At 59.0% G+C, this 26,525-nt stretch carries 19 protein-coding genes; 12 read left to right on the forward strand and 7 right to left on the reverse strand.

The features are described 5' to 3' along the window. Window positions 1-40 precede the first annotated feature (40 nt). The 4 genes from IPK32_16070 to bioB form a co-directional block, all read right to left on the reverse strand. Window positions 41-3,205, reverse strand: coding sequence for a LamG domain-containing protein (locus tag IPK32_16070; GenBank protein ID MBK8093447.1), 3,165 nt, complete (start codon window positions 3,203-3,205; stop codon window positions 41-43). 124 nt (window positions 3,206-3,329) lie between these two features. Further along, window positions 3,330-4,847 carry a ThuA domain-containing protein gene (locus IPK32_16075; protein MBK8093448.1) on the reverse strand — a complete coding sequence of 506 codons (1,518 nt, stop codon included), beginning with the start codon at window positions 4,845-4,847 and terminating at the stop codon, window positions 3,330-3,332. A gap of 149 nt (window positions 4,848-4,996) precedes the next feature. Next, window positions 4,997-5,992, reverse strand: a complete 996-nt coding sequence (locus IPK32_16080) for a hypothetical protein (GenBank protein MBK8093449.1) — start codon at window positions 5,990-5,992, stop codon at window positions 4,997-4,999. Window positions 5,993-6,517: 525 nt separating this feature from the next. Continuing rightward, window positions 6,518-7,561, reverse strand: coding sequence for a biotin synthase BioB (gene bioB / locus IPK32_16085; protein ID MBK8093450.1), 1,044 nt, complete (start codon window positions 7,559-7,561; stop codon window positions 6,518-6,520). A 185-nt stretch (window positions 7,562-7,746) separates the two neighbouring features. Here bioB and metH point away from each other — a divergent pair, with 185 nt between their 5' ends. Next, a complete protein-coding gene (gene metH / locus IPK32_16090) occupies window positions 7,747-11,529 on the forward strand; it encodes a methionine synthase (GenBank protein ID MBK8093451.1) in 3,783 nt (1,260 codons plus the stop codon). On the opposite strand, the gene IPK32_16095 is transcribed toward metH, so the two are convergent. After that, entirely contained in the window at window positions 11,523-12,128 is a 606-nt protein-coding gene (locus IPK32_16095; GenBank protein MBK8093452.1) for an rRNA methyltransferase, read from the reverse strand. The genes metH and IPK32_16095 overlap by 7 nt on opposite strands. A 91-nt stretch (window positions 12,129-12,219) precedes the next feature. Here IPK32_16095 and IPK32_16100 point away from each other — a divergent pair, with 91 nt between their 5' ends. The 6 genes from IPK32_16100 (at window position 12,220) to IPK32_16125 (ending at window position 19,513) form a co-directional block, all read left to right on the forward strand. Beyond that, on the forward strand, window positions 12,220-12,828 hold the full coding sequence (locus tag IPK32_16100; protein MBK8093453.1) for a LemA family protein: 609 nt from the start codon (window positions 12,220-12,222) through the stop codon (window positions 12,826-12,828). Continuing rightward, a complete protein-coding gene (locus IPK32_16105; protein MBK8093454.1) occupies window positions 12,828-13,631 on the forward strand; it encodes a TPM domain-containing protein in 804 nt (267 codons plus the stop codon). Before IPK32_16100 ends, IPK32_16105 begins: the two co-directional genes overlap by 1 nt. Window position 13,632: 1 nt before the next feature. Then, entirely contained in the window at window positions 13,633-14,067 is a 435-nt protein-coding gene (locus tag IPK32_16110; GenBank protein MBK8093455.1) for a TPM domain-containing protein, read from the forward strand. A 99-nt stretch (window positions 14,068-14,166) separates the two neighbouring features. Continuing rightward, on the forward strand, window positions 14,167-15,921 hold the full coding sequence (locus tag IPK32_16115; protein ID MBK8093456.1) for a hypothetical protein: 1,755 nt from the start codon (window positions 14,167-14,169) through the stop codon (window positions 15,919-15,921). Further along, a complete protein-coding gene (locus IPK32_16120) occupies window positions 15,918-17,612 on the forward strand; it encodes a metal-binding protein (GenBank protein ID MBK8093457.1) in 1,695 nt (564 codons plus the stop codon). Before IPK32_16115 ends, IPK32_16120 begins: the two co-directional genes overlap by 4 nt. A gap of 314 nt (window positions 17,613-17,926) precedes the next feature. Next, window positions 17,927-19,513, forward strand: coding sequence for an RNA-directed DNA polymerase (locus IPK32_16125; GenBank protein MBK8093458.1), 1,587 nt, complete (start codon window positions 17,927-17,929; stop codon window positions 19,511-19,513). Here IPK32_16125 and IPK32_16130 read toward each other — a convergent pair. After that, the gene (locus IPK32_16130; GenBank protein MBK8093459.1) at window positions 19,510-20,553 is read right to left on the reverse strand and encodes an FAD-binding oxidoreductase; all 1,044 of its coding nucleotides are present in this window, start codon (window positions 20,551-20,553) and stop codon (window positions 19,510-19,512) included. The genes IPK32_16125 and IPK32_16130 overlap by 4 nt on opposite strands. Window positions 20,554-20,649: 96 nt before the next feature. Here IPK32_16130 and glmS point away from each other — a divergent pair, with 96 nt between their 5' ends. The 5 genes from glmS to IPK32_16155 all read left to right on the forward strand — a co-directional run bounded on the left by glmS (window position 20,650) and on the right by IPK32_16155 (window position 25,851). Beyond that, window positions 20,650-22,500 (forward strand): glutamine--fructose-6-phosphate transaminase (isomerizing), encoded by a 1,851-nt coding sequence (gene glmS / locus IPK32_16135; GenBank protein ID MBK8093460.1) that lies wholly within the window; start codon window positions 20,650-20,652, stop codon window positions 22,498-22,500. A 32-nt stretch (window positions 22,501-22,532) separates the two neighbouring features. Continuing rightward, window positions 22,533-23,276 (forward strand): hypothetical protein, encoded by a 744-nt coding sequence (locus tag IPK32_16140; GenBank protein MBK8093461.1) that lies wholly within the window; start codon window positions 22,533-22,535, stop codon window positions 23,274-23,276. A gap of 192 nt (window positions 23,277-23,468) precedes the next feature. Next, complete coding sequence (locus tag IPK32_16145; protein MBK8093462.1) at window positions 23,469-24,086, forward strand: sulfotransferase; 618 nt, start codon at window positions 23,469-23,471, stop codon at window positions 24,084-24,086. A 39-nt stretch (window positions 24,087-24,125) separates the two neighbouring features. Then, window positions 24,126-24,443, forward strand: a complete 318-nt coding sequence (locus IPK32_16150; protein ID MBK8093463.1) for a sulfotransferase — start codon at window positions 24,126-24,128, stop codon at window positions 24,441-24,443. A 1-nt stretch (window position 24,444) separates the two neighbouring features. Continuing rightward, a complete protein-coding gene (locus IPK32_16155; GenBank protein ID MBK8093464.1) occupies window positions 24,445-25,851 on the forward strand; it encodes a sulfatase in 1,407 nt (468 codons plus the stop codon). Here the strand turns inward: IPK32_16155 and IPK32_16160 are convergent. Beyond that, on the reverse strand, window positions 25,844-26,518 hold the full coding sequence (locus tag IPK32_16160) for a response regulator transcription factor (protein ID MBK8093465.1): 675 nt from the start codon (window positions 26,516-26,518) through the stop codon (window positions 25,844-25,846). The two genes, IPK32_16155 and IPK32_16160, sit on opposite strands and share 8 nt — an antisense overlap. Window positions 26,519-26,525 lie beyond the last annotated feature (7 nt).

Below are 26,525 nucleotides of genomic sequence, written 5' to 3' on the forward strand. Positions count from 1 at the left end.
CATTCCAGCAGAAAAAAGCCACCTTGGCAAGGCCTAAAGTCTATAAATCACGCTTCACCTGCATCCATTTCACGGCCTCCATGCCGCTTGCGAGTTCCTTCACTCGGACCTCCCAGGTGCCGGAATCATCATTCGGTGCCAGATCGAGCGACAAGTCCACCACACCGTTTACTGCGGCATAATACCCGCTTCCTTCGGTCAAAACGCCGTTCGCGTCGCGAATGGCGATTTTGACGGGAATCACCGCCCTCAGCGGCGCATCACCCGTGGAGGTGATTTGCAGCTTCATGGCCGCTTTTTGGCCTGCGGTGGCATTTTCCGGTAAATCGAGCTTCAGGCCCAAAAGTGGCTTTGGCAGCACGACGAAGATTTTCCCGTCACCAGGCCCCAAATCGACCTTCCAGCCCATGCTGCTGCCGTCATCGCCGCGCTTCGGCACGATGAACTGGGTGCCGGTGAGCTCATACACATTGGCCGATTCTGCTTTCAGGCTCACCATGCCACTCGCGGGCAAGCCATTCTCCATCACGAGGCCATGCTGGCCGACGTAACTGCCGTATTCACGCTTGTCGTTCACCACAAAGACATACGTCGCGTCCCCAAAGCGGCGCATGCGAGTGATGATCTCTGGATTGTCGCAGGAGACTTTCTGTGGCCGCGCCTTGAACGACTTTGCCAGCACCAGCACCTTCGCTTTGTCCTCGGCGGCTTTCTTCTCGCGTTTGAAGCTCTGGATCAGCACATCGGCCTTCAAAGCCGGGCACAGAAACTCATCTGCTACGATTTTCCCGCCTTTCTTCTGCCAGTCTGCGATACGGGCGACGACGGATTTCGTCAGCACATCACAAAATGGCATGACGAGCACCTTGCGGCCACTGAGGCCATTTTTGAGCAGTGTTTCCTCAAAGATAATGTCCGTCTGCACATGCGCATGCTGGAGCGCCAGCCATACATCTGCCTCCCAGCCTGTGTTCGAGCCATAGCCGCCGCGCCGGGCGAACATCTGCGAGGTGAAACTCTCCAGAAACGCCACCTCGCTCCGCTCATCGGGAATCGACATCAGCGTCGGGCCTAGTGGCTCGATCACGTCTTTGATGAGCTGTTTCAGAACCGGTGCCGTGTTTGGATTCGTGAAACGATAAGCCCCAGGGCTATCCGTCTGCACCAACGATTGCCAGCCGTGATACATGATGCCCTCGATAGGCCGTGCGATCTTGGTCCAAAGGGCTTCCTTGAGATGCAGTGGCGCGATGGTGATGTAGGCAGCCTCTGGATCGTGATCTTCCCACGCGACGAGCTCCCCCGCCGCCTTCTGGCTGATGGGTGCCGTCTGTGAGCGATACCAGATGAGCTGCGTCATCTTCATCACACGCTGGTTTTTGCCACTCGCAGCACTCATGGCGAAAAGCTGATCGGCGCACATGCCGATCTTTTGCGGATCTGGATAGGTGTAGGTCCAGTGAGACAGTACATCCACGCCGCCACCCGCACCACTGATGCTCGGCTGCCGCACCGCAGGATCAAAGAATGTCCAGAGACGACTATTCATCTTCACGCCTTTGTGCAGTGCGGTGTGGAGACCGTTCCAGCCATCTCCCACGGTCCAGAACCAACGCAGATATTTTAATATTGGGTGATCGTCCGCTATGACTCGGTCTGCGGGGAAGTCCTTCAGCTTTGTCCAATCCACGCCCCCCTTCGACATCACCTCAGTAGGAATGTCCGCGCTGGCGAATTTTTTGTAGGCTTCCACATCGGTGGGATTGAAGCTGACTTGATTGGAGTCACGCACCTCCGTGTCGATCAGTGCCGTGGTGAAGGCTGGATGATCACCATAGGCCCGCGCCACGCTCTGCCCCACCGTCTGGAAAAAGGGCGCAAACTCGGGCATCGAAGCGGCGATGTCCTGCCGCGTGTAGGGCTTCCCTGCCCTGTCCACACGGAGAATTTTCACATCACTCTCCAAAGCGTGAGCGGGTGAGAGGCTGGCGATGACTCCGAGGTCGTTTTCCAGCGCGGTATCGAGCATGACACGGTTCTTCGCGATCACTTCTGGCTTCGCTGGTGGCACGAGTTTCTTCTGCTGCCAGATTTCACCATAATCGGCACCGAGACCGATGAAGTGGGTAAAACCGATGTCCTTCATCCGTGCGATCTCATCCCCGCCGCCACCCCACATGATGACTGGCATGCGTATGGGCATGCGTGGCACGATTTTCAGCACCGTGCTCTGCTCTGTCGAGTAGTCGCCACTCGCAAAGTGTGCTCGTAGCTCATAGGTGGTCGCTTTGAGCGCGGTATTGAGCGAGTAATTCGCGGTGAAGCTCTTTCCTGCGGCCAGATCCGGCAGCAGGAATTCCTCTGTCTTGCCAGCGAGGCTGGCTTTGAGCGTGGCGGACTTCAAAACGTCGCGTTTGAGGTTGGTGACGGTAATGGCGATGGGTTTGGCCGTCTCCATGCGCCGCCAGACACTCCGCGAAGCAGCGATTTGCAGTGCGACACGCTCGAAACTCAGCACTCCATCACAAACACGCACTTCGTCGATCAAACCGGGAAAACCGCCGTAATTGCTCCCCAGCCGGTCACCGATGCTGAGCTCCTTTTTGCCCGGAACGACGGCTCCGACGCCCTGCAGCCGTGAACCACCTGCAAAGGCTCCATTTCGATAAAATCGCCCTTCGCCCGCGCCATCATAAGTGAAGGCCACATGCTGCCACGCGTCCGTTTTCAGCTCAAAAGGCAGCGAATAGATCGTCCGCGACTCCGCACCGAAGCCCAGCGTCACCCACATGCGTCGCAGTCCGCCTTTGTCCGCCTCGCCGATCTGCCACTGGTAGTCGGTTTGATCGACATACTTCTTATCGAGCAAAAAACAGCGCAGCTCTGGTTTAAATGCCATCTTCGGCTTGATCCACATCTCCAATGTGAACGCCCCTTTTACAGGCAGAACGCTCACCAGCGCCGCATGCCGCACATCCTCCACTGGAAACCCCGGAAACGACTCCAAAGCACTGCCAAAGCGGCCCTTCGCACTCAAAACCGCGCCATGGAGCTTCAGCGCATCCGTCTTCTCAAACGACCAATGCCCCAGCACATGCTTCCCACTCACGTCCTCGCCGCTGTAGCCCGTTTCCCAGGTTTCCTGCAGGGCGAGGGCTGACCACGGAAAGCACAGAATACACAAAAGGAGGTAGCGGAAGGACATGGATGAAGAAAAGCAGTCTGGAGCACCCGGTCTTTCATCGAAGCCGTGGAGCTTTTTTGCCCATTCATAAAAAGCAGGTCAAATCCATGACCCAGATCGTCTTGGCCGGATGCTGAGCTGCCGACTACTGCGCCGCTTCGGCATCAGACAGCCAGAGCGTCAGATTCATGAGCAGATTCGTGTTCGCATTGACGATGCGGCTGGAGCTACTGTTGATGATTCGTGAATTGAGAGCTTGGTTTTGAACCGCACTGCCGGCACCGAAGGCAATGACGCGTCCTTTGCCATATTGGTTAGCCATGATCACGCTTTTGTTGCCCACATGAGCGACGTCGATAGCCTCTGATGTTGGGATCACAGAGATGCCGTGGTAAATGGCGAACTCGGTTAGCCCATTCATGATGGGATGCTTGGAGTCCTCAGTGCCGAGTTTATATTGGCCTTCGATTTTTTCCCAGCCGAACTGAAGGCCGAAAGGTCTGATGAGCGGATTGTAAAAGTAGGCATCCAAGTGATCGCTAGCGGTGGGCGATGAGCTGGTCACTAAGAGTCCGCCACCCGCACGGACCCAATCACTGACCGCGCTGATTTCAGCATCACTGAAGGGGTAGTTGCGGCCATTGAAGCGGCCGTTGAAGATCAGAATGGAATACGGATCGAGTAACTCGCGGGTGAGCCCTTTTGTCGCGTCGTACCCTGGGACATCACGGGTGCTGTCCACTTTAGCTCCTTGGGCTCTGAGAATACGGGCTAGCTGAGCGGAGCCGAAGTTATATTCGTTGTAAATATCCGTGCCGCCGTGTGAATCCTCCACCAGGACAGCCAGAGGGCGTTTGAAGGGCTTGATCGCTGGCAGTTCCGGCGGCACCAAAAGAATGGGTGGTCCACCAGCAGTGGAGCGTCTCACGCCGCACATGCATCCCATGCCCACTCCCGGGCCGCAATCCATGGTCGCTGCGGCAGGCATGGCTTTGCTTTTGGGCGCTGCTGCCTGGGGGGCTACGGATACCTGCGCAGGTGCCGCAGTCGTCACACTTGGCTTTGCTGGCAATGCGGTGATGTGTTGCAGATTCTTCACGATCGGATTCTCCGGGCTGAGTGGGTCACCGAGCTTGCGTGCGAGCTTCTTGATTTCTTCATCATCCATGACCCCTTCACCGATGACAGGATACAGAACAGCGCCGTAGATCGCCACAGCTCCGTGAACGTGACGAATGACAATCTTGGATGCCGTCGGATACTTGGTTAAAGGAATGACAAAGGTGTTGGTGGTAAACGCCGCACTCACTTCCACCAAATTGCCGAATAGATCGACCACCACGACACGACCCTGATCATCAAACAACTGCACGGCGACATCCGTGGCCTGCACGGCCGAGAAGAGAATCGTGGTGGCGAGGTCGCCGTTTAGCTTGGAGCGATCGAGATGAATGGTTAATCGCCCTGTGCCATCTGCAACGGTGTCTGGCACTTGCCATGAAGCTGGCTCATCATAAAAAGCGCCTCCTTGCTGACTAACCCCCGTAATCCAAGCGGGAAAAGTGGGTGCCTCGCCGGTGGCACCACTTTCAAATCGACGATCAAACCGCAGCTCCGCGATTTCGACCTCTGCTACCTGTGCATGAGCGATGACGGTGCACATGAGGCAACTCAAGAGGACTAGTTTCAAGGATTCCAGTGGAGATGCTCGAAGACAACTAAACAGGGAACCTGGGTAGGCCTTCGTGGAGGAAGTCTGGTTGCTCATGGCTTGATTTTATGCTTTTGGGTTCTCGGCGACAATAAAATTCGTCACTTCCAATCGGCAGGCAGATCGGGCAGTGTGTCTCTCAGGATTTGAATGATCTGGCGCTTTTCTTCTCTAGGCAGATGGCGGCCACTCACATCATTGCCGAAGAGGGCAGCGTGAAGTTTTGCATAAACTTCACTCTTCACCTTTGGCGGCATCTCTGCCCATGGGCGAGTGTAGATCATGTAGGAGCAGCGGTGCTTGAGGAGCCGCGTCGTCAGTTCGAGATCCTTCAGCGCAGCGCCCGATTTGGCCGCATGGCGATTGCGGCTGAAGTCCGCAATGAACTGCGGGTTCCCTACGATTCCATTCTCAGGTAGCGCCGCTTCTCGGCGGAATAACATGTACTCAACTAAATCATCAACGTCCCGCTGATGAGTCGGCATGACGCGCTGACCATTCTCGAGACCGTCGTCCTCCGCGCTCATGAGCACTCGCGCGACATGGTTGTGAAAACCAATTTGATGCTCGTGCAGGAGGTGCACCAGGATGTCGCTCGTCTCCCCGAGATGCATCTTAGGATCATAAAGCTGTCCGGGCTGGATGGACCTGTAACCCATGATGCGCCTGGAATTCGCAGCATCCGTTTCTGCAACGAGTCCAGATCTGCCAAAGATGTCTGGGTGAGCACTGGTCACGAACCAACCGCCAAACCTACGCCCTAATGGGCGCTCATGCCCCTCAAAGCCTAACAGCTCAGCACCCACCATCATCCCACTGTCATTCGGGATGACGGATCGAACAAAAAAACCCTGCGCATAGCCTGACTGCGGCCTGGAGTGACAGCGTGCACATTCAGCTCCGCCAGTGGTGGTAGGCGCTCGCCCTGTGCCCACCCCCTGAAACGTGTAAAGCACACCGCCGATCTTTGCGTCCACGCCGATCATCTCCAACAAACCACCTGGAACCACGCCGATATAGACTTCGTCATTGAAGTAAATGGCTCGCGGATTTTTCGGATTAACCTTGGTCCCCTGTGACGCCGACCCTGAAAACACCAACAACTGCGAGCTAATTGGGACATCCAAAGCCTCCAAGAGGCTCTGCGTCAGGGACCTTTGGTCTCGGTTATCCAACTTCACTTCACCGGATGGCAGCTTAGCGAGCAATCTGGAAGCATTATCATCTGCCACATGTCCGCTGATGGCCTGACGGCGACGTTTGATAAGCGCAAGACGGCGTTCATTGAATTGTTTTTCGCGTGGAGTCAGCGTCTCTCGCTCGGCAGCTGGTTCTTCCTCGTTTTTCACCAAATTGGTGGCTGACTGGCCTGACAAGCGAAGAGTCCCTGATCCAATAGCCCAGAGCGTGATGCCAATGAAGAGGTGTTTTTTGCCAAACATGCCTCAAGGCTATCAAAACGCTTCTATGAGGGCAAGGTTGTTGTGTTCGTGCCAGAAGCCTGTCAGCCGGAGGCAGCACTCTTTACTCTTTTCCGCTAGGCTCAAGCAATGACCCTCCTCCAGCCCATCAGACTGGGAGGAAGTGCTGCGCGGGAGACGTCGAGAAGCCAATCGCTGCCTTTACGCAGCGCAGAGAGTCGCCTGGGGGCTGGTTTCGCAGATGGAGCCTTCTGCACAGCATGGTGAGAAAGGCATATCCGAGCATGCAGCGGGGGCTTCTAGGCCGGGATTCGGATCGAGCGGCGCGAGGCCGAGATCGCGCAAAAGGCGCATGTCTTCATTGGCACGCGGATTGGCCGCCGTGAGCAGCTTGTCTCCGTAGAAGATGCTGTTTGCGCCGGCGAAGTAGGCCAGGGCCTGCGCCTCGCGGCTGAGATTGGTGCGGCCAGCGCTGAGGCGCACTTTGGCTTTCGGGATGGCGATTCGCGTGACGGCGATCATGCGGATGAAGGCAAAGGAATCCACGACTTCGTTATCCCCCAGTGGCGTGCCTTTGATGGGCATGAGCGCATTGATGGGCACGCTTTCGGGCTGCGGATTGAAGTTGGAGATGACCTCCAGCATCTTCAGGCGGTCGTCGATGGTCTCCCCGAGCCCGAGGATGCCGCCGCAGCACACGGACATGCCTGCATCCTGCGCATGGCGGATGGTGCGTAGGCGATCTTCAAAGGTGTGGGTGCTGACGATGTTCGGGTAATGCTCTGGCGAGGTGTCCACATTATGATTGTAGGCTGTGACGCCCGCCTGCTTCAGATCGCAGGCCTCTTCTGCGCCGAGTTCACCGAGGGTGACGCAGACTTCCATGCCGAGTTTTGAGACATCCCGCACGATGTCGAGCACCTGATCGAATTTCTGTGTTCCTTTGCGCACGCCTTTCCAGGCGGCACCCATGCAGAAGCGGGTGGAGCCATTGGCACGGGCCGCAATAGCCCGCTCCATGATCTGCTCCTTTGGCATGAGCTTTTCTGCCTGCACGCCTGTGGTGTAGCGGGCACTCTGGGCGCAGTAGCCGCAGTCTTCGCTACAGCCGCCAGTTTTGATGCTCAGGAGTGTGCAGAGTTGCACTTCATTGCCACTCCAGTTTTCGTCGTGCACGGCGCGGGCCTGCTTCAGCAGGTCAAAGAAAGGCTGGTGATAGATGCGGTGGAGCTCGGAAAAGGTCATGTGAGAGTGGGAGGGCCGGGGATGGTGGACGGGAAGCGCGGTGGTGCACGGGAAAAGTAGCCCTATGCTCTGAACGGCGAACCGCCTGGCCAGAGTATATGCATCAGATTCATGTTACGCATCCTCAAATCATGATGCGTTGATGCGAGGGTTGACCTAGCCGCCTATGGCGCTAATCTCTGGGCATGCCCGCCCGTCCCAACTGCCGTCCCGAACTCGAAGCCGCCATGCGCCAGCGTATCCTGGTCATCGATGGGGCCATGGGCACGACCATCCGCGAATACAAGGCCAAGGGCGTGCTCGATGAGGCCAGCGCACGCGGTGAGCGCTTCCGTGACAATGAGAAGGACATCCTAAACAATGGCGACATCCTCTCCATCACTCGCCCGGACATCATTGAGGACATCCACAAGCGCTTCCTGGAGGCTGGGGCGGACATCATCGAGACAAATACCTTTTCGGCCACGAGCATCGCTCAGGCGGAATTTTTCCGGGAAGGCAAAAAGTGCCCGGAATTCTTCCAGGGCATCATTGAGGACAAATTCCTCAATGACCTCGCCTGGGAGATCAATTTCGAGTCGGCAAGTCAGTGCCGCAAATGGGCGGACATCGTCGCCGAACAGACTGGACGGAAGCGCTACGTCGCAGGCTCGATCGGGCCGCTCACCGTCTCGCTCACGCAGTTCCCTGACCTGAGCGATCTGAGCTTCCGCTACGTCACCTTCGATCAAGTGAAGCAGGCGTATAAGCACCAAGTCCGCGCCCTCATCGCCGGTGGTGTCGATACGCTCATGGTCGAGACCATTTTCGACTCGCTGAACGCGAAGACGGCCCTCGTGGCGATTCGCGAGGTCTTTGAAGAGGACAAAATCGAGCTGCCGGTGCAGATCAGCGCCGCTGTCGGCCCCGGTGGCGAGACGATGATCTCCGGGCAGGTGACGGAGGCGTATTTGAATGCCATGCGGCATGTGAAGCCGCTGTCTATCGGTCTGAATTGCTCACTTGGCCCGGACAAGATGCGCCCCTTCCTCGAAGAACTCGCCGCGAAGGCAGATTGCTTCGTGTCGGCGTATCCGAATGCGGGCATGCCGAACCCACTGGCACCCACGGGCTTCGATTTGCTGCCGCCGGACATGGCGGGCTACGCGAAGGATTTCGCGGGCAGCGGCTTCGTGAACATCATGGGCGGCTGCTGCGGCAACACGCCTGCGCACATCGCCGCCATCGCGAAGGCCGTGGAAGGTCTCGCGCCGCGTGAAGTGCCCGCCGATCCGCACACGATGCGCCTCAGCGGCTCGCAGCCGTATGTGCTCAGCCCCGGCTCGAATTATCTTATGATCGGCGAGCGCACGAACGTGGCCGGCTCGCCGAAATTCGCGAAGCTCATCAAGGAAAACAAACTCGAGGAAGCCGTCGCCATCGCGCGTCAGCAGGTCGAGAGCGGCGCAAACGTCATCGACGTGTGCATGGACGAGGGCCTCATCGACGGCGTGCCGATGATGACGAAGTTTCTCACGCTCCTGCAAACCGAGCCGGAGGTGAACAAAGTGCCCTTCATGGTCGATTCCTCAAAGTGGGAGATCATCGAGGCTGGTCTGAAGTGCCTGCAAGGCAAAGGCATCGTGAACTCCATCTCGCTGAAGGAAGGCGAGGCGAAGTTCAAAGAATACGCCACCAAGATCAAACAATACGGCGCAGCCACCGTCGTGATGGCCTTCGACGAGCAGGGCCAGGCCGCGACTTACGAAGACAAGATCCGCATCTGCGAGCGGGCGTATCGCATCCTCGTCGATGAAGTCGGTTTCCCGCCCGAGGACATCATTTTCGATCCGAACATCCTCACCGTCGCCACCGGCATCGAGGAGCACAACAACTACGCCGTCGATTTCATCGAGGCCACGCGCTGGATCAAAGCGAACCTGCCTCACGCGAAGGTCAGCGGCGGCGTCAGCAACATCAGCTTCAGCTTCCGCGGCAACAACAAGGTGCGCGAGGCCATGCACAGCGTGTTCCTGTATCACGCCATCAAAGCAGGCATGGACATGGGCATCGTGAATGCCGGCATGCTCGAGGTGTATGAGGAGATCCCGCAGGAGATGCTCGTGAAGGTCGAGGATGTGATCCTCAACCGCAACAAAGAGGCCACCGAGGTGCTCGTCGATTACGCCGAGCAGTTCAAAGGCCAAGCTGGCAGTGCGAAGAAGGCCGAGATCGACATGAGCTGGCGTGAAGCCAGCGTCGAGAAGCGCCTGGAGCACGCATTGCTCAAAGGCATCACCGATTTCATCAACGAAGACACCGCCGAGGCACTCGCGAAGCTCGGCAAGCCGCTCAGCGTCATCGAAGGCCCGCTCATGGACGGCATGAGCGTCGTCGGCGACCTCTTCGGCGCGGGCAAAATGTTCCTGCCGCAGGTCGTGAAGAGCGCCCGCGTAATGAAGCAGAGCGTCGCTTACTTGCAGCCCTACATGGAGCAGGAAAAGCTCGCCAACCCGGCGCAGCGCAGCGCGGGCAAAATCGTACTCGCCACCGTGAAGGGCGATGTGCATGACATCGGCAAAAACATCGTCGGCATCGTTTTGGCCTGCAACAACTACCAGGTCACCGACATGGGCGTGATGGTGCCGTGCCAGAAGATTCTCGACAAAGCGATCGAAGTCGGCGCCGATGTCATCGGCCTCAGCGGCCTCATCACGCCGTCGCTCGATGAAATGGTGCACGTCGCCTCCGAGATGGAGCGCCTGGGCTTCAAGCAGCCTCTTTTGATCGGTGGTGCCACCACCAGCGCCGCTCATACGGCCATCAAGATCGCGCCGAAATACAGCGGACCCATCGTGCATGTGCTCGATGCCTCCCGCAGCGTGCCCGTGACCACCTCGCTCATCAGCGAGGACCAGCGAGCCGACTTCGTGAAGAAAAACGCGGAACGCCACGCGAAGCTCCGAGAGGAGTACGGCAAGAAAAAGGACCGCCAGCTCCTCAGCATCGCCGAATCGCGTGAGAAGGGCCAAAAGTTCGACTGGAGCACGCAGGACATCGCCACGCCGAGCTTCACCGGCACGAAGACTTTCGAAGGCCCCGAGCTCATCGCCACGCTGCGCGAGTTCATCGACTGGTCGCCCTTCTTCCACTCGTGGGAGCTGCGTGGGCGCTGGATCGCCGCCGACAAGCGTTTCTCCTCCGCGCATGAAGATGCCGAAATGAAGGTCAAAGCCGAGGCCGAGGCATCAAAGCTCTACAACGACGCCCAGGCCCTGCTCGACCGCATCATCGCGGAGAAGCGATTCACCGCGAAAGGCGTTTTTGGACTCTTCCCGGCGAATAGCGTCGGCGACGACATCGAGGTCTATGAAGGCGGGAAGCTCAAAACGACCTTCCACACGCTGCGCCAGCAGGTGATCAAGAAAGACACCGCCAACTACGCCCTCAGCGACTACGTCGCCCCGAAAGACAGCGGTCGCACCGATCACATCGGCGGCTTCTGCGTCGGCATTCACGGCGCGGATGAGCTGGCGAAGGAGTTCGATGCCGTGCCAGATCCGTACCAGGCCATTTTGAGCAAAGGTATCGCTGACAGGCTCGCGGAGGCCTTTGCGGAGTATTTGCATCAGCAGGCGAGGTTTGCGTGGGGCTATGAAAAGCCCGGCGACTTCGCAAACGCGGATCTCATTAAAGAAAACTACCGTGGCATCCGTCCAGCACCGGGTTATCCCGCGCAGCCGGATCACACGGAGAAGGAGATTCTCTTCGCCCTGCTCGATGCGACTGCGAAGACCGGCGTGGAGCTCACAGAGAGTATGGCGATGCATCCCGGCAGCGCCGTGAGCGGCTTGTATTTCTCGCACCCAGACTCGCACTACTTTGGCATCAGCGTCGTCGCAAAGGACCAAGTCGAAGACTACGCGAAGCGCAAAGGCATGAGCGTCGAAGAAATGGAGCGCTGGCTCGGCCCGTGGCTCGGTTATTGAGTGCGCAGGCCGCGCCAGATCAGCCACAGCTCCGGTGGAGCCGCGCTGCGGTTCACGGGCCGCAGATGCTGCACCTCAAAACGACGCGGATCGAGCTGCGCAGCCCATTTCGAGATTTCGCGGGATTCCTCCGCACCGCCCTCGTGGCCGGGATACACGGCCAGCGTGATGATGCCGCCGGGGCGGAGCAGCTCGGCGGCTTGACTCAAAGCCGCGAGCGTCGTCTCCGTGCGGGTGATGCATGTTTTGTCACTGCCGGGCAGGTAGCCCAAATTGAACATGATCGCCGCGATCTGCCCATGCAGCTCCGCAGGCAGCTTTTCACGCATCGTTTCATGTCCGGCATGAATCAGCGTGCATCGCTCCATCGGCACACGTTTCGCCGTTTCCGTCAAAGCCGCTGCCTGCACATCAAAGGCAAACACGCGACCATCTGGAGCCACGCATTCGCTCAAAAACAGCGTGTCGTGCCCATTGCCCATCGTCGCATCCACCACCACGTCACCGGCACCGAGCCGATCACGCAGGATGAGCTGCGCCCACCGCACGGAAGACGGCAAACCGCCGCTGGCGCTGGAGAGAGTGGGTTTTTCGTTCATGCGCCGATCATGGCGTCATCTGCTCAGGATGCAATTTTGGTCCAAAATTCTCTTCGTCACCGCGCTGCCACCTCCTAGACTCGCAGCCGCTATGAAAGCCTCCCTCGTCCTCATCGGAATCCTCGTCGTGCTCGCTCTGGCGGGCGTCAGCAGCTACAACGGTCTCGTTTCATCCAATCAGGGTGTGAACGCGGCCTGGGCACAGGTGGAAAATGTGTATCAGCGACGTGCCGATCTCATCCCAAACCTCGTGAAGACCGTCGAAGGCGCGGCGAACTTCGAAAAAAGCACGCTCACCGACATCACCGAGGCCCGTGCCTCTGTCGGCAAAGTGCAGCTCAACAATGCACCTCAAGATGCAGAGCAACTGGCCCAGTTTGAAAAGGCTCAGGGGGCTCTCGGAGGTGCCCTGGGCCGCCTCATGGTCATCGTGGAAAAATACCCCGACTTGAAGGCCAACGCGGGCTTTCAGTCCCTCCAGGCGCAGCTCGAAGGCACGGAGAACCGCATCAGCGTCGAGCGCGGTCGTTTCAACGAAGTCGTGCAGACCTTCAACACCAAGATCAAGAGTGTCCCAGGTGTGTTCTTTGCAGGTGCGCTTGGCTTCACCGAGCGGCCCTACTTCAAAGCCAAGGAAGGCAGCGAAGAGCCTCCCAAAGTGGACTTTAACTTCGGCGGCGGCAGCAAGGCCCAACCCTGATGCACTCCCTGCGCACCATCTGCGCCGCGCTGCTCCTGACGTCGGCGTTTTTCACCAGCCACGCTGCTGAGACGCCGCTGGTGAAGCCGCAGCGTTTTTTCAATGATTACACCCGCGCCGTGCGCCCTGCGGAGGCGGATCAGTTGAACGAAAAACTCGCCCAGTTCGAGCGCGACAGCTCCAATCAGCTCCTCGTCGCCATTTACTCCCGCATGCTCACGGATTCGAGCATCGAGGACTACTGCACGCGTGCCTTCGAGAGCTGGGGCGTCGGCCAAAAAGACAAGGACAATGGCGCGGTGCTCTTCGTTTTCACCCAGGACCGCAAAATGCGCATCCAGACCGGTTACGGCCTGGAGGCCAGCCTCACCGACGCAGAATGCCACCGCATCATCGAAGCGATGAAGCCTTTTTTCCGCAGTGGCAACTACACCGGTGGCGCGAGCCTGGCCGTGGATGCAATGATCACTGCGACCAAGGGCGAGTATAAAGGCACCGGCAGAACCGTAGCGGAGCAAAAGGCAGGCAAAGACTACACTGCCATTTATTTAATATTAGGAATCATGGGCTTGTACGTCTTTGCAGTCTGGCTCAATAAACGACGGCAACAAAGTCTCGGCGGCGTTTTATATGGACCAGATGGTCGGCGCATTTTGCATCCTTCATGGTCAAATAACAACGATTGGTCCATCGGTAACACGAGCTGGAACAGCAGCGGCACGTCTTGGGATACCAGTGCAAGTTCCTCCTGGTCAGACGGCGGCGGCAGCACGGGCGGAGGAGGCGCCAGTGGCGATTGGTGATATGAATGCCGACGAAATGATCACCCACATCCGCGACGAGGCCGTCCTCGCCGCCATTCGCGATGCAGAATCACGCTCCAGCGGTGAGATCCGCGTATTGATCACCAACCGCAGCGTCACCGATGCCGTGCGCGGAGCCTGGGAGGCCTTTGCACGCCTGAAGATGCACCAAACCGCCCGCCGCAACGCCGCGCTCATCTTCATCGCGCCCACCGCGCGAAAATTCGCCATCATTGGCGATGAAGCCCTGCACCAGCATTGCACCCCCGGCTTCTGGAACCACCTCGCCACCGAGCTCTCCACGGGCTTCCGCACCGGGGACTACACCGGCGCACTCATCCGCGTGATACAGCAAATCGGCGACGTTTTAGCGACCCATTTCCCCTCGCAGCCCACCGATCACAATGAGTTGCCTGATGAGATCGTAAGAGAGTGACAGTGTGTATTGAAGTAATTCCCGAAGACTTTTCATTGACGCTTTTTCGCTTTCTCCCCAGACTCCGCGCCCGTGGGAAATTCGAGTGATCAACGCGGCATGCATCTTCTGGCTGAGGAACAACTCAGCGCGGGAGCGGATGCGTTTCTCGACACGATTCGCAGCATGGACCAGCCGAAGATGCTCGCCAGCTTGGCAGAAAAGTGGAAAAACGATCCCCGGCCTTGGGCACGCACGATGATCCAGCGCTACCTAGAGCTGCCACTCGACAAACAGGGCCACCAAGTCGTTGTGAAACGGCTTTTCAAAGCGGCAGAGGCTCGTGGCGATGATGCGGCGATGGCGAGGTTCCTGGTGGTATTTGACCGGCTGGTGCGGCGGGTGCGCAAAATGGACCGGAAATGGGACCAAGCCACACGTACAATCATCAAATCTGAAATCCTGGCCACGCCTCGCGATGTGATGCCTGTTTTGGAGTACTCGACTCGCAGTCCAATGACGGGTAAGATGATCACCGTGAAACCACCGGTGAAGCCCAAGCACCGCCTCTTCAAATACCGCACGCGCTACTACCTGCAGCGCCGCGTTTGGCGCTACTTTCGCAAATTGGGCTTCAAGGATGGCCCACACTATCTCACGGCCATCGTTCCGGCGCTGGCAGGCTTTGCGGATGCGGATTTGGCGGCTGGGGAGCATTTGATCGATAGTTGGAGCCTCATGCATGCGCTGCATGGCGAGAGCGAGGCGGTGGAGTTCAGCAATTTGAGGGCTTCGCTCAAAGAAGGACGCACTTTGGCGGATTTGCGGCCAGAACCGTCTTTTTCGCGGCATTGGCGCTCGGCGAGCGGTGTGACGGCGGCGCTGGAGCTGGTCATTGCGGCGCAGTCGCGACTCGTTCGCATCTGGGCGCTCGCGTGGCACCGCGAACTGGCCAAAATGATCGCCGCAGCACCTACGGCGGAGATTTTGACGCGTATGCTCGGTCACGCGGATGAGGAGGTGCAGAGCTACGGCGCGGAGTTGCTCGCGAACTGCGCAGAAGCGGCGAATTGGCCGCTGGAGACGTGGTTGGTCCTGTTGAAGAACGAGAACCCGAAAGTGGCCCAGTTGCTCTGCGACGCGATGTTGAAGCATGTGCGCGAAGATCGGCTCTCGCTCGCTCAACGCGTCGAAATTGCCTCCGCGAAGGCCGCGCCGATCTCGCGACTGGGGCTGCGCTTCCTCGAAAAGACACCGCCACGTGACGCGACGGAGCGAGCGATCATAGCAGGCTTGTGGCGGGCGCAGTGCCTCGGCCTGGGCGGCGAGATCGCACGCTGGGTTTTGGCGCAGATCGGCACGGCGGAGCATTACAACGTGGCGCAGACCTGCCGGTTCTTTGACAGTGCCAATGCGGGCATCCGTGAAGGTGCCTGGGCGTGGATGGAGCAGGAAAACTCCACCGGCTGGGCCGATGCGGCGCTGTGGAGCCGGCTCGCGGAGACGCCGTATCCCGACCTGCGCATGCGCATGGTGGATGTGCTCACGATTCGTGCCGAAAAGCCGCCGGTGAATGCGGAGGACCTCGCGCCCGTGTGGACGAGTGTGCTGCTGGACGTGCATCGCGGTGGTAGGCAGAAATTGAAGGCGCTGCGGCAGATCGCCGATGCGCTGGCGGCCGCGCCGGATGTAAAACTGCTGCCCGTGCTCGTCGCCACCGTGCGCTCGATCCGCGGGCCGGAGGCACGAGCGGCGCTCGCGTCGGTGATGTCGCTGCTGGCACTCCGACCGGATCTGGAGCAAGCGGTCACTACCGCGCTGCCGGAGCTGAAACTGCATCCGCTGGCCGAAACTCAACTCAAGGCCGCCGCATGAACATCACCTTTGCCTATCGCGGACGCAGCCACGTCGCCGAAAACAGCGGCGGGCAGGTCGTTTCGCTCGCGCCGAACCTGGCGCGGGACGCGGTGGCCTTTGACGCGGCTCTGAAGAACCCGCTGGCCTTCCGCGAGGCCATCTCCGCGCTGCATGACGTGGTCATCAACGACCTGCGCTTCAAACCCCGCGACAAAACAGCTTACGACGAATGGAAGAAGGGCGAGCTGCAACGCGAGCGCCTGATGCGCAACGACGCGACGCGTGAAGCGCAGCTAATCGTGCAGGCAAAGCACAAGGAGGCGATCCCGCGTGATTTTGAGAAGCAGTTCGACGTGGCGCGAAAGCGCTACTGGTCCGCGCGGACGAAATACTCCGATCATCTGCGTAAGCATGACCAGGAGCTGTGGCGCATGCTCCTGCCCTGCGACCCAGTCATCACCGTGGCACCAGACGTGGTCTTTTTTGAGTGCTTCAGCGCGGATGAGTCGAGCTACGGCTGCCTCAGCGTGGAGCGTGACGAGTGCTTTGCCTCCGCTGGTGGCGTGCAGTGCGGAACGACGAATGTGGACTACTCATGGGACCTGTTTAATCACTTCCAGACGCTGCGCACCTACCAGCCCGCGCGGTTCACCGTCGATCCCTCCGGCTTTGAAGTGAATGTGCAGGGTGGCGATGACTATCGTGAAGAAAAGATCGACCTGCCCGCAGGCTGGCTGCGCGGCTTCATGCAGCTCCAGGGCGCGATGACGCTGCCGATGCGACGCCTGACACTCTCGCGGCAGGGCTTGTACTCGCTACTCGCCTGGCTGCGCCGTCACAAAGCACCGCGTAGCCCGCGTGCATTGCGTTTTGAGATCGTAGAAGGCCGTGCGCCAGAGCTGGTGCTGGAGCCATGGGAGCAGCGTGTGATCGACCGCTCCGCGCCGCCGTGTGCGCAGTCGATGGAGCCGATCCGCGTGTGGGGCGTGCGCAGGCTGCTCACGCTCGCCCGTTTGCTGCCGCTGATCGATCGCGTGGAGGTGTGCCTGCTCGGCACGGGCCTGCCCAGCCTGTGGATCGCGCACATGGGACCGATGAAGCTCACGCTCGGCCTCTCCGGCTGGACGACGAATGACTGGACGCGTGGCAGCGCTCTCGATCTGCTGCATCCTCCGCAGGAACCGACCACGGCACTGATCGAAAGAGTCGCTGCCACGTTGAAGCAGGAACAAAGCGCGAACCTCTCCTCGCTGACGAGCGCGGCGGCGAGTTCGGACGCGATGACCGCGGCTGCTTTGAAGCATCTCGCGCATTCCGGGCAGGTGATCTTTGATCTGCCGCACCAAGTCTATCGCTGGCGGCAAATCATGCCGCAGGTGCTCGGCGAGGCGCAGCTCGGGCCAGAGAACGAGGAGGCGAAAGCCGCACGTGCCATCGCCGACCGCGAGGTTCGCGTGATGAGTAGCGCCGATGCACCGAACGACACCAAGCTGCACATCGGCAAGGTGCAGACACGAAACGTGGAGCTGCTGCTCGACCGCGATGGCATGATGAAACGCGCCAAATGCGACTGCTCGCATCATTTTAAAGGAGGACTGAGGAAAGGGCCGTGCCGCCACCTCATCGCCTTCCGCAGAACGATTTTGAACCCGGTTGACCCAAGAACGCCATCTCTGTATGAGAGGCTCTGGTCTGGGTTCCGCACATGAACCCTTAACCACGGAGGCCGCCACCACCGAAAAAGATCTTTCCCACATTTCCCGAGAGGGGACGCATGCTCACTGAGACCATCCTTGCGGTGTTCCGCCGCGAATGAAGTTGCCCGTCCATGCATCCCCAAGCCCGTTGTTCGGGTGGCAATCGCGTCACCCAGCACTTGGCCAAGGCAACCCAAACGTTCTCACGTGCGTGGTATGCGCAATTGCCTGAGTGAACGGACTTGGTCCTGAGCAAGTAGTCAGTGACGCATGCGCCCCTCCCGGAAAATCTCGAAACATCACCTCTTCGGACGCAGAACACACCCATGGGACTGTTCAGTTTCATCAAAAGCCTCTTTGGCGGCTCCAGCACGCCTCCACCACTCCCGCGCCGGGAAACGACGCCGGTGAGAAATGCCGTGCCGCAGGCCAAAACACCTCCGCAACCGCCGAAACGGCAAACATTGGCTCATCTCGACTCGCAAGTGTTTGAGGCCATTTCCAGCGAAGCGGCGAAAAAACAGGCAAAGGCCATGGGAAGGCCGCTTTGGAGCAATTTGTTCGCTTTTGGCCGTCAGAGCGTCATTCCGCCCGTCACAGACCCACGCACGCTCATGATTGATCGCGCGATGGTGGGCGAGGGGCTCATCACGCCAGAGGAACTCACGCAGATCCATGAAATCGGCGAAAAAATGGCCGAGTTGCGGCCTGATTTCAACTGGGCGCGGCATCAAGGTCAGGCTGCGGTGAATGCCGACAAGGCCGCGAAGGCCGAGCTGAAGCGCCAAAAGAAAGCCGAGGCCGCGAAACGCAAAGCCGACCGCGAGGCCGCCATCGCTCATCGCAAGGCCTCGGACATCATCTTCCTCGGTCGTGGCGTCTCCGGCGGACTGGCGGATCGGCGTTCGCATGTCGAAAAACTTCAGGAAGCCAAGCTGCCTGTGCTTTCCACTCCCGCTGAAGTGGCTACAGCACTCGAACTGCCGGTAAAACGACTGCGCTGGCTCGCTTTTCATGCCGAGGTGGCTGTGGTGACGCACTACATCCGCTTTCAAATCCCGAAGAAAAGCGGCGGCGTGCGTGAACTCGCCGCGCCGCATGCCGACCTCGCCCGTGCACAGCGCTGGATCCTGCAAAACATCCTCGAACGCGTGCCGGTGAGCGGTGTGGCGCATGGTTTCGTCAAAGGACGCGGCACGCTAACGAACGCACGCTCGCACACGGGCAAGGACGTGGTCTTGAATGCGGATTTGAAGGACTTTTTTCCCAGCATCACCCTCCCACGAGTGCGCGGCATTTTTCAGCAGCTCGGCTACTCGCCTTCGGTAGCGACTGTGCTGGCGCTGATCTGCACAGAATGCCCGCGCCGCACCGTCGAGTATGATGGGCAGACCTTCCACGTCGCCACCGGGCCGCGAGCGCTGCCGCAAGGAGCCTGCACCAGCCCCGCGCTGAGCAATCTCTGCGCCCGGAAGCTCGATCTGCGCTTTGCCGCACTCGCCGCGAAGCATGGCTGGACCTACACGCGCTACGCCGACGATTTGACCTTCTCTACAGATGACGAAGCAGCGAAAGCCACCGCTTTGATCCTCAGCCGCCTCCACCACATCGTGAAGGACGAGCACTTCGAGGTGAACGAAGCGAAAACCCGCATCCAGCGCCGCAACGCGCAGCAAAGCGTCACTGGCGTGGTGGTGAATGATCATTGCAACGTCCCACGCAAGACCCGCCGTCAACTGCGAGCGATCCTGCACCAGGCTGCAAAGACCAGCATCCCTGCACAGAACCGCATCGGCCACGACAACTTCACAGGTTGGGTCAGCGGCATGCTCGGATATGTGAAGATGATCAACCCGCAGCAGGGCGAAAAGCTCTTCAAGGCATGGGATATGCTCGGCGAAAAGAGGCCTTAGTTCCCCTGCAAATCCAGCTCCGCGTCTAGGGTGGTGCCGTCGAGAAGGTACTCGACGAGTTGCTTGGCGAGCCAGGGGGCACGCAGGGTGCCTTTGGAGCCGAGGCCGTTGAGGAAGGCGACGCGGGGGTGGGACGGGTGTGTGCCGCAGAGGGCTTGTTTGCCTTTGATGATGGGCCGCACGGCGCTTTGGGAAGAGAGGACTTGGAGCGGTGTTTTCACCAGTGCACGTAGTTTGGTCTCTAAACCGGCCACGGCGGACTCGGAGGGTGTGTGGGGGCCTGCGAATTGCCATTCGTAGGTCGATCCGGCTCGCAGTGTGCCGTCCTTCATCGGGAGCAGCCAGCAGCCGCGATTGAGGATGCGCCGTTCACCACGCAGGTCGGCCTGCGCGGTCAGGATGGTGCCCAGGGCGCTCTGAAAGGGCACCCAGGCGAAAAACGGATGCCTCGCAGCTTCCCAGCCCTGTGCCCAGATGACGTGCGAAAAGGCCTCGCCACGCCAGGTGACGCTCTTTTCATCCGAAACGACGTTTTCGGGCCTCACATCGGCTTTTTGATACTGACCGTGTCCGGCGAAAAAGCCGCGACTGGCGTCGAGATAGGCCGCAGTGTCCATCCAGGCGGCGTGGCGCATTTGGAAGCCTTCATGCGGTGTCGTAAAAACCTCCGCATCGAGCTGCGGTGACTGCGTGGTGACAAAGTCTGCCACCTCGGCTTCGGCGAGACGACGCGGCCATTTTTCGCGTTCGATTTCATCCTTCAGCAGGCGCACATGACCGCGTGGGAAGAAAAAACGCGTGTCCAATGTCTGCGAGACACGGCGGTAAAAGAAAACGGCCTCACGGTAAAACGCCTCAAAACGCCAGCTCACCTTCAGCCGCATGCCTGTGACGGGAGTGACGAGCCCGGCTGCGACTTTGGAGCATGTCACCGCCTCCTCGCGGTCCACGAGCACAAACGGCACGCCACGCTCCCACAGCCGCCATGCAAGCGCGGTGCCAGCGAGGCCTTGGCCGATGATGAGGATGCGGGGAGGCATGTAGAGTAGGTTGGGCCGAAAAACGAATAAGTAGCGCAGGATGTGGCAGGGAGTAAGGGTTCGCCCCTTTTTTCACCCCTTACCTCAAAATTATCTATGTGCGGCATCGTCGGCTATATCGGCACTCGTCAGGCAAGCTCCATCCTTCTCGATGGGTTGCGTCGTTTGGAATACCGTGGCTATGACTCGGCGGGGATGGCGCTCAATGGCGTGGATGGGCTGCGCATCGTGAAGAAGGCAGGGCGCATCGATAATCTGCGTGCGGCAGTGGAGCAGGCGGCCCCGCAGGGCACGATGGGCATCTCCCACACCCGCTGGGCGACACATGGACCAGCGACGGATGAGAATGCACATCCGCATCCCGATCAGGGCGGCAAACTGGTGCTGGTGCACAATGGCGTGATCGAGAACTACCAGACGATCCGGGATCAATTTGTCGCCAAAGGGCATGTGTTTCACTCCCAGACAGATACGGAAGTGTTGTCACATCTCGTCGGCACTTACTATGATGAATCGACCGAGAAAGATGGCATGCAGCGGCTCGTCGGTGCAGTGAAGGCCGCTCTCGGTCGTGTGAAGGGCACCTACGGCATCGCAGTGATGCATGCGGATCTACCGGGCGTGATCGTCGGGGCGCGGCTGGGCAGCCCGCTGATCATCGGCCTCGGTAAAAATGAGCACTTTCTGGCCAGCGATGTGGCGGCAGTGGTGAATCACACGCGTGACGTGGTCTATCTGAATGACTACGACATCGTCACCATCACGCAGGACAGCTACGATGTGCAATCACACCAGGGTGTGCCTGCGGAGGTGAAGGTCAGCCGCGTGGAGTTCACTGCGGACGATGCGGAGAAGGGCGAGTTCCCGCATTACATGCTCAAAGAAATCTATGAGCAACCCACTGCGATGCGCAATGCGATGCGTGGCCGCCTTTCACGCGATGAATGCACCGCCATCCTCGGAGGGCTAAACATGACGCCGCGTGAGCTGGCGCAGATCGACCGCATCATCCTCGCAGGCTGCGGCACGGCGTATCATGCAGCGATGGTGGGTGAGTATCTGATCGAGACGCTGGCACGCGTGCCGACGGAGGTGGAGATCGCGAGTGAGTTCCGCTACCGCAATGTGCCGGCGAACAAGAATACGCTGCAATTCGTCATGAGCCAGAGCGGCGAGACGATTGATACCCTCGCGGCGATGCGCGAGGGCCAGCGCAAAGGCATCCGCTGCCTCGGTATCGTGAACACTGTCGGCAGCACCATCGCGCGTGAGAGCGACGGCGGCGTGTACATCCACGCTGGGCCGGAGATCGGCGTGGCAGCGACAAAGACCTTCACCTCGCAGGTGACGATCCTCACATTGATCAGCCTGCTACTCGGGCGCATCCACCACCTCAGTAGCGTGGATGGCTTGGAGATGATTGATGAGCTGGAGGCCATCCCCGACAAGATCGTGACCATTTTGAAGCAAGCGGACAAGATCAAGGCCATCGCCGAGAAGCACTGCCATGCCGAGGGCATGCTCTTTATGGGCCGCCAGGCGAACTACCCCGTCGCACTCGAAGGAGCGCTAAAGATGAAGGAGATCAGCTACATCTACGCCAGCGGCCACCCCAGCGCCGAGCTGAAGCACGGCGTCATCGCACTGGTGAAGCCCGACATGCCGAGCGTCTTCATCGCGCCGGACGACGCCGTCTTTGATAAAAACGTCAGCAACATCGAGGAAGTCCGCGCCCGCAAAGGCCCGGTCATCGCCGTCACCACCGAGGGCCGCACCGAGCTGGAGCGCATCACCGATGATGTGATCTACGTGCCCGACTGTCCCAGCTACCTCACGCCGCTGCTCAATGTCATCCCGCTACAGCTCCTGAGCTACTACACCGCCGTCGCTCGCGGCTGTGATGTCGATAAACCGAGAAATCTGGCGAAAAGCGTCACAGTCGAGTAAAGATGGGCTTTCCCCGTCTAAAACCACGCTTGATGAAAAACCGAATTTTTTGCCAAATCCTCGCCTTAGGCCTGCTTTGCGGCCTGAGGGCAGTTTGCGGCCAGGAATCGACCCCAGCGCTCATCGCGGCGAAAAAAACCTCACCCGCAGAATTCCTCGATGCTCTCGGGAAAACGGCGAAAGCCCGTTGGCGGCTCTATTTCCGCCCACCACCACCCACACCGCCCGTGGACCGAGCGAAAGCCGCACTCATCCTCGGCAGTCTCGTGGCAGAGAGCCACCTCATCTGGCAGGCCACGGACTCACAGCAATTCCGCAACAACAACCAAGACCTCGTCACCTACTGCCGCATGATCGGTGTGGGAGATGGCATCATGCCGCGGCTCATGGCGCAGGGCAAAATGGCCGAAATGGAGCAGTGGAAAGAGCTGCGCACGGAAATAAGCCTGACGCAGGATGAAATGAGCCGCCTGCTGCACGAGATGCAGGACGACGACCTGTCCCATCTCATCGACACCGGGTTATGGCTACGCGTGTTGGAAGTCTGCAACAGCATCGCTGCGGAGGCACCTACAGAGATCGCCCCAGATCTACGACTCACGACCCAGAGTGCCACCAATGAGCTGCGTGAGCATCTTTCCGCTGTCAGTGCCAATCTGAGTGACTGCAAATACCTTCAACAGTTGCGCAACATCCTCGATGCATTGCCGAAAGACCCGAAGGCCAATGAGAGCATCCAAACCATGATGCAGTCACTTCTGGACAAGGAGAAGTGATTGAGGCTCGTTGAAAGCGGCTAAGATCACTCATACTCCCGCTTTCTTGTGAATGTCTCCCCCTGGTATTTAAATCCCGCCATCGTCCACCCAATGGCCTCGTCCTCGTGGAGTCACTTTTGGTCGGAATATCGTGAAAACGCACCTTACAGCCGCCGCAGTCTACCTTCTCGCCTTTGCACGATCGCTACCATGCTTCTGCGGCAGCCCGCTGCGGAATTGGAGCGGCTTTTGTATGATCGTGCGATACGAGCACACCAGTTATCTGCGCCTCCGATTTTCATCATCGGCCATGCTCGCAGTGGCACCACGCATTTGCATAATTTGCTCGCCCTTGATCCGCGTTTTGCCTTCATCTCCTACCTCCAGACTTCGTTGCCACGCCAATTCATGTGCATTACTAGGCCGGAGCTTGCCCTCCTACGCGCGGCGCTGCCTGCCACACGCGGCATGGACAATGTGCGCATGACTCTGGAGTCTGCTCAGGAGGAGGAAATGGCACTAGGCATCCTGGGGGATATTTGCAGTTACAAATGTTTCTACTTTCCACGCAGGCTCATTCATCACTTCAGTGAATCGGTACTGCTAGAAAATGTGCCCGCTGAAAAGCTCCAGCGCTTCAAAGACACTTATCGCATGTTGGTGAAAAAGATCAGCTACGCCGCTGGAGGCAGTAGGCAGATCCTATTTAAAAATCCAACAAGCACCTGCCGCATTCCGCTGCTGTTGGAGCTCTTCCCTGACGCCCGATTCATTCACATCGTGCGAGATCCACATGAGGTGTTCCATTCCATGCAGAAGCTCTGGTAAGCACTCGTTCCAGGTCTTTCTTGGCATGATGATCCAGGTCTGGACTACCAAGAACACACCCTCCAGGCCTATGAAGTGGTTATGCGCCGTTATCTCCATGATCGAGAATGTGTCCCTGCCGGGCAATTGATCGAAGTGCGCTACGAAAACCTTGATCGCGATCCTGTCGGCACCATCCGCAATATTTACGATGCCTTCGCCCTACCAGAGATTGCCCGTGCCTGCGAACGAGTCACCAGCTACTGCGCCAGCCTGAGCGGCTACCAGAAGAATAAGCACCCGCATAATGAGGCTCTGCGTGCTCGTATCGCTACGCAATGGCGTTTTGCTTTCGATGCTTTTGGCTATCCCACCTAATATGAAGCACAGCCTGCTCCTCCTCATCGCGTTTTGCCCTCTGCTCTGCGCTATTGCGACGCCACCGAATGTGGTCGTTATTTTGGTGGATGATTTGGGCTTCGGGGACTTGGGCTGTTATGGGCATCCGCGCTTCAAAACACCGCGCATCGACCAAATGGCAGCCGAGGGCACACGGATGACGCAGTTCAACACGCCAGCGCCGTTTTGTGCTCCCACGCGTGCCTCACTCATGACGGGGCGCTATCCCTGGCGCTGCGGCATGACGCAGAATCCTGCACCCGATGGTGGCCCGCTGGCAGATGCACTCACACTGCCAAAAACAGAGGTCACTCTGGCGCAGGTGCTGAAGACGGCAGGCTATGCCACCGGCATGGTCGGAAAATGGCATCTGGGGCACCAACCAGACACTTTACCGACGGATCGTGGCTTTGATGAGTACTACGGCATCCCGTATTCGAACGACATGCGGCCCGTGCAGGTGCTGGAGGGCACGCAGGTGGCGGAATACCCGGTTGTGCAGGCTACGCTGACCACGCGTTACGCAGAGCGAGCGGTCGATTTCATCGCACGAAATGCCAAGAGGCTCTTCTTCCTCTACTTTGCCGAGGCGATGCCGCACAAGCCGCTGGCGGCCTCCGAGGAGAACTACCAAAAGAGCGGCGCTGGCTTGTATGGCGATGCATTGCTCGATCTCGACGACAGCGTCGGCGCTGTGCTGGATGCGCTGAAAGCGAATAAGCTCGATGACAATACGCTGGTGCTTTTCACCAGCGACAACGGCGCGTGGTTCGGCGGAAGCTGCGGCGGCCTGCGTGGCATGAAAGGCACCAATTATGAAGGCGGCTACCGTGTGCCGTGCATCGCCCGATGGCCGGGGAAAATCCCTGCTGGCCGCGTGAATGACACACTCACGGTGACGATGGATCTTTTCGCCACTGTCCTCGCTGCCACGGGTGCTAAGATGCCGGATGACCGCGTACTCGATGGTCGTGATTTGCTGTCGATCTGGACTGGTGAGGCCAAAGCGCCGCATGAGTTCATCTTCGGCCATCAGGGGCCGAAACTGCACACCATCCGCGATGCGCGGTGGAAGCTGCATGTACTGCCCGCTCGTGAGATGCTGCTCAAACCCCGCCCAGATGGCAGATGGCTCGATCCCCGCGCTCCAGATGGAGTGACGATCCTTGCCCCTTACGAGCAGTATAATCTCGATTCACATCCCGGAGTCACCACAGGCGTCAAACCGGCCGCGATGCAACTTTTTGACCTTCAAAACGATCCCACTGAGCAAAGCGATCTCGCCAACCAACACCCCGACGAGGTGAAGCGCCTCAAAGTCGCCTACGACGCCATGAACAAGGATGTGCCCAGCGTGGTGGAAGTGAAACGGGCTCCGCTCAAATAACCGTTTCTGACTCCAACCGATAACCAATACCCGGCTCGTTCACGATGCGTGGGCCGGTTTCGCCGAGCTTTTTGCGCAGGTGATTGATGTGGACGCGCAGGCCTTCGCTAGGGTCGCTGCTTTGACCGGCCCAGACTTGCTTCACGATCTGATTTTGCGTGACGATGCGGCCCGGGTGCTCGGCGAGCACCTTTATTAATGCGAACTCTGTGGGCGTGAGTTTGATGGGAGTATCGGCCAAAGTGGCTTCATGGTGGAGGAGATCGAGCTTTAGGGCTCCGGCGATGATTTCGGGGCTCTGCCGGGTGAAACGCCGACGCTGGATGACATCCAGCCGTGCCAGCAGCTCGGCGGTGCCGAAGGGCTTGGTAACGTAGTCATCGGCGCCGAGTTCGAGGGCTTCGACCTTCACGGTTTCTTGATCACGGACGCTCAGGATGAGCACAGGCACATCGCTCCACTCACGGAGGCGCTTCAAAACATCGATCCCACTGAGTCCGGGCAAGCCGAGGTCGAGCAGCACCACGTCGGGGCGCTGAAACGCGGCTTCTTGCAGCCCGAGCTGGCCGTCAGCCGCCTCGCAGACCTCGTAACCACGCGATTCGAGCACCATGCGCAGCAGGCGGCGCATTTGCTGTTCGTCGTCGATGATGAGGGCTTTACTCATGTCGTAG

Source organism: Verrucomicrobiaceae bacterium (assembly GCA_016713035.1).
Taxonomy (GTDB): domain Bacteria; phylum Verrucomicrobiota; class Verrucomicrobiia; order Verrucomicrobiales; family Verrucomicrobiaceae; genus Prosthecobacter.

Bases quoted from the DNA above. Each gene is read 5' to 3' on its own strand.
- IPK32_16070 (MBK8093447.1), bottom strand. From the start codon at position 3,205: ATGTCCTTCCGCTACCTCCTTTTGTGTATTCTGTGCTTTCCGTGGTCA.
- IPK32_16130 (MBK8093459.1), bottom strand. From the start codon at position 20,553: ATGCCTCCCCGCATCCTCATCATCGGCCAAGGCCTCGCTGGCACCGCG.
- IPK32_16075 (MBK8093448.1), bottom strand. From the start codon at position 4,847: ATGTGCACCGTCATCGCTCATGCACAGGTAGCAGAGGTCGAAATCGCG.
- bioB (MBK8093450.1), bottom strand. From the start codon at position 7,561: ATGACCTTTTCCGAGCTCCACCGCATCTATCACCAGCCTTTCTTTGAC.
- IPK32_16115 (MBK8093456.1), top strand. From the start codon at position 14,167: ATGCATCTTCTGGCTGAGGAACAACTCAGCGCGGGAGCGGATGCGTTT.
- IPK32_16095 (MBK8093452.1), bottom strand. From the start codon at position 12,128: ATGAACGAAAAACCCACTCTCTCCAGCGCCAGCGGCGGTTTGCCGTCT.
- IPK32_16145 (MBK8093462.1), top strand. From the start codon at position 23,469: ATGCTTCTGCGGCAGCCCGCTGCGGAATTGGAGCGGCTTTTGTATGAT.
- metH (MBK8093451.1), top strand. From the start codon at position 7,747: ATGCCCGCCCGTCCCAACTGCCGTCCCGAACTCGAAGCCGCCATGCGC.
- IPK32_16105 (MBK8093454.1), top strand. From the start codon at position 12,828: ATGCACTCCCTGCGCACCATCTGCGCCGCGCTGCTCCTGACGTCGGCG.
- IPK32_16125 (MBK8093458.1), top strand. From the start codon at position 17,927: ATGGGACTGTTCAGTTTCATCAAAAGCCTCTTTGGCGGCTCCAGCACG.
- IPK32_16160 (MBK8093465.1), bottom strand. From the start codon at position 26,518: ATGAGTAAAGCCCTCATCATCGACGACGAACAGCAAATGCGCCGCCTG.
- IPK32_16140 (MBK8093461.1), top strand. From the start codon at position 22,533: ATGAAAAACCGAATTTTTTGCCAAATCCTCGCCTTAGGCCTGCTTTGC.
- IPK32_16155 (MBK8093464.1), top strand. From the start codon at position 24,445: ATGAAGCACAGCCTGCTCCTCCTCATCGCGTTTTGCCCTCTGCTCTGC.
- glmS (MBK8093460.1), top strand. From the start codon at position 20,650: ATGTGCGGCATCGTCGGCTATATCGGCACTCGTCAGGCAAGCTCCATC.
- IPK32_16110 (MBK8093455.1), top strand. From the start codon at position 13,633: ATGAATGCCGACGAAATGATCACCCACATCCGCGACGAGGCCGTCCTC.
- IPK32_16120 (MBK8093457.1), top strand. From the start codon at position 15,918: ATGAACATCACCTTTGCCTATCGCGGACGCAGCCACGTCGCCGAAAAC.
- IPK32_16100 (MBK8093453.1), top strand. From the start codon at position 12,220: ATGAAAGCCTCCCTCGTCCTCATCGGAATCCTCGTCGTGCTCGCTCTG.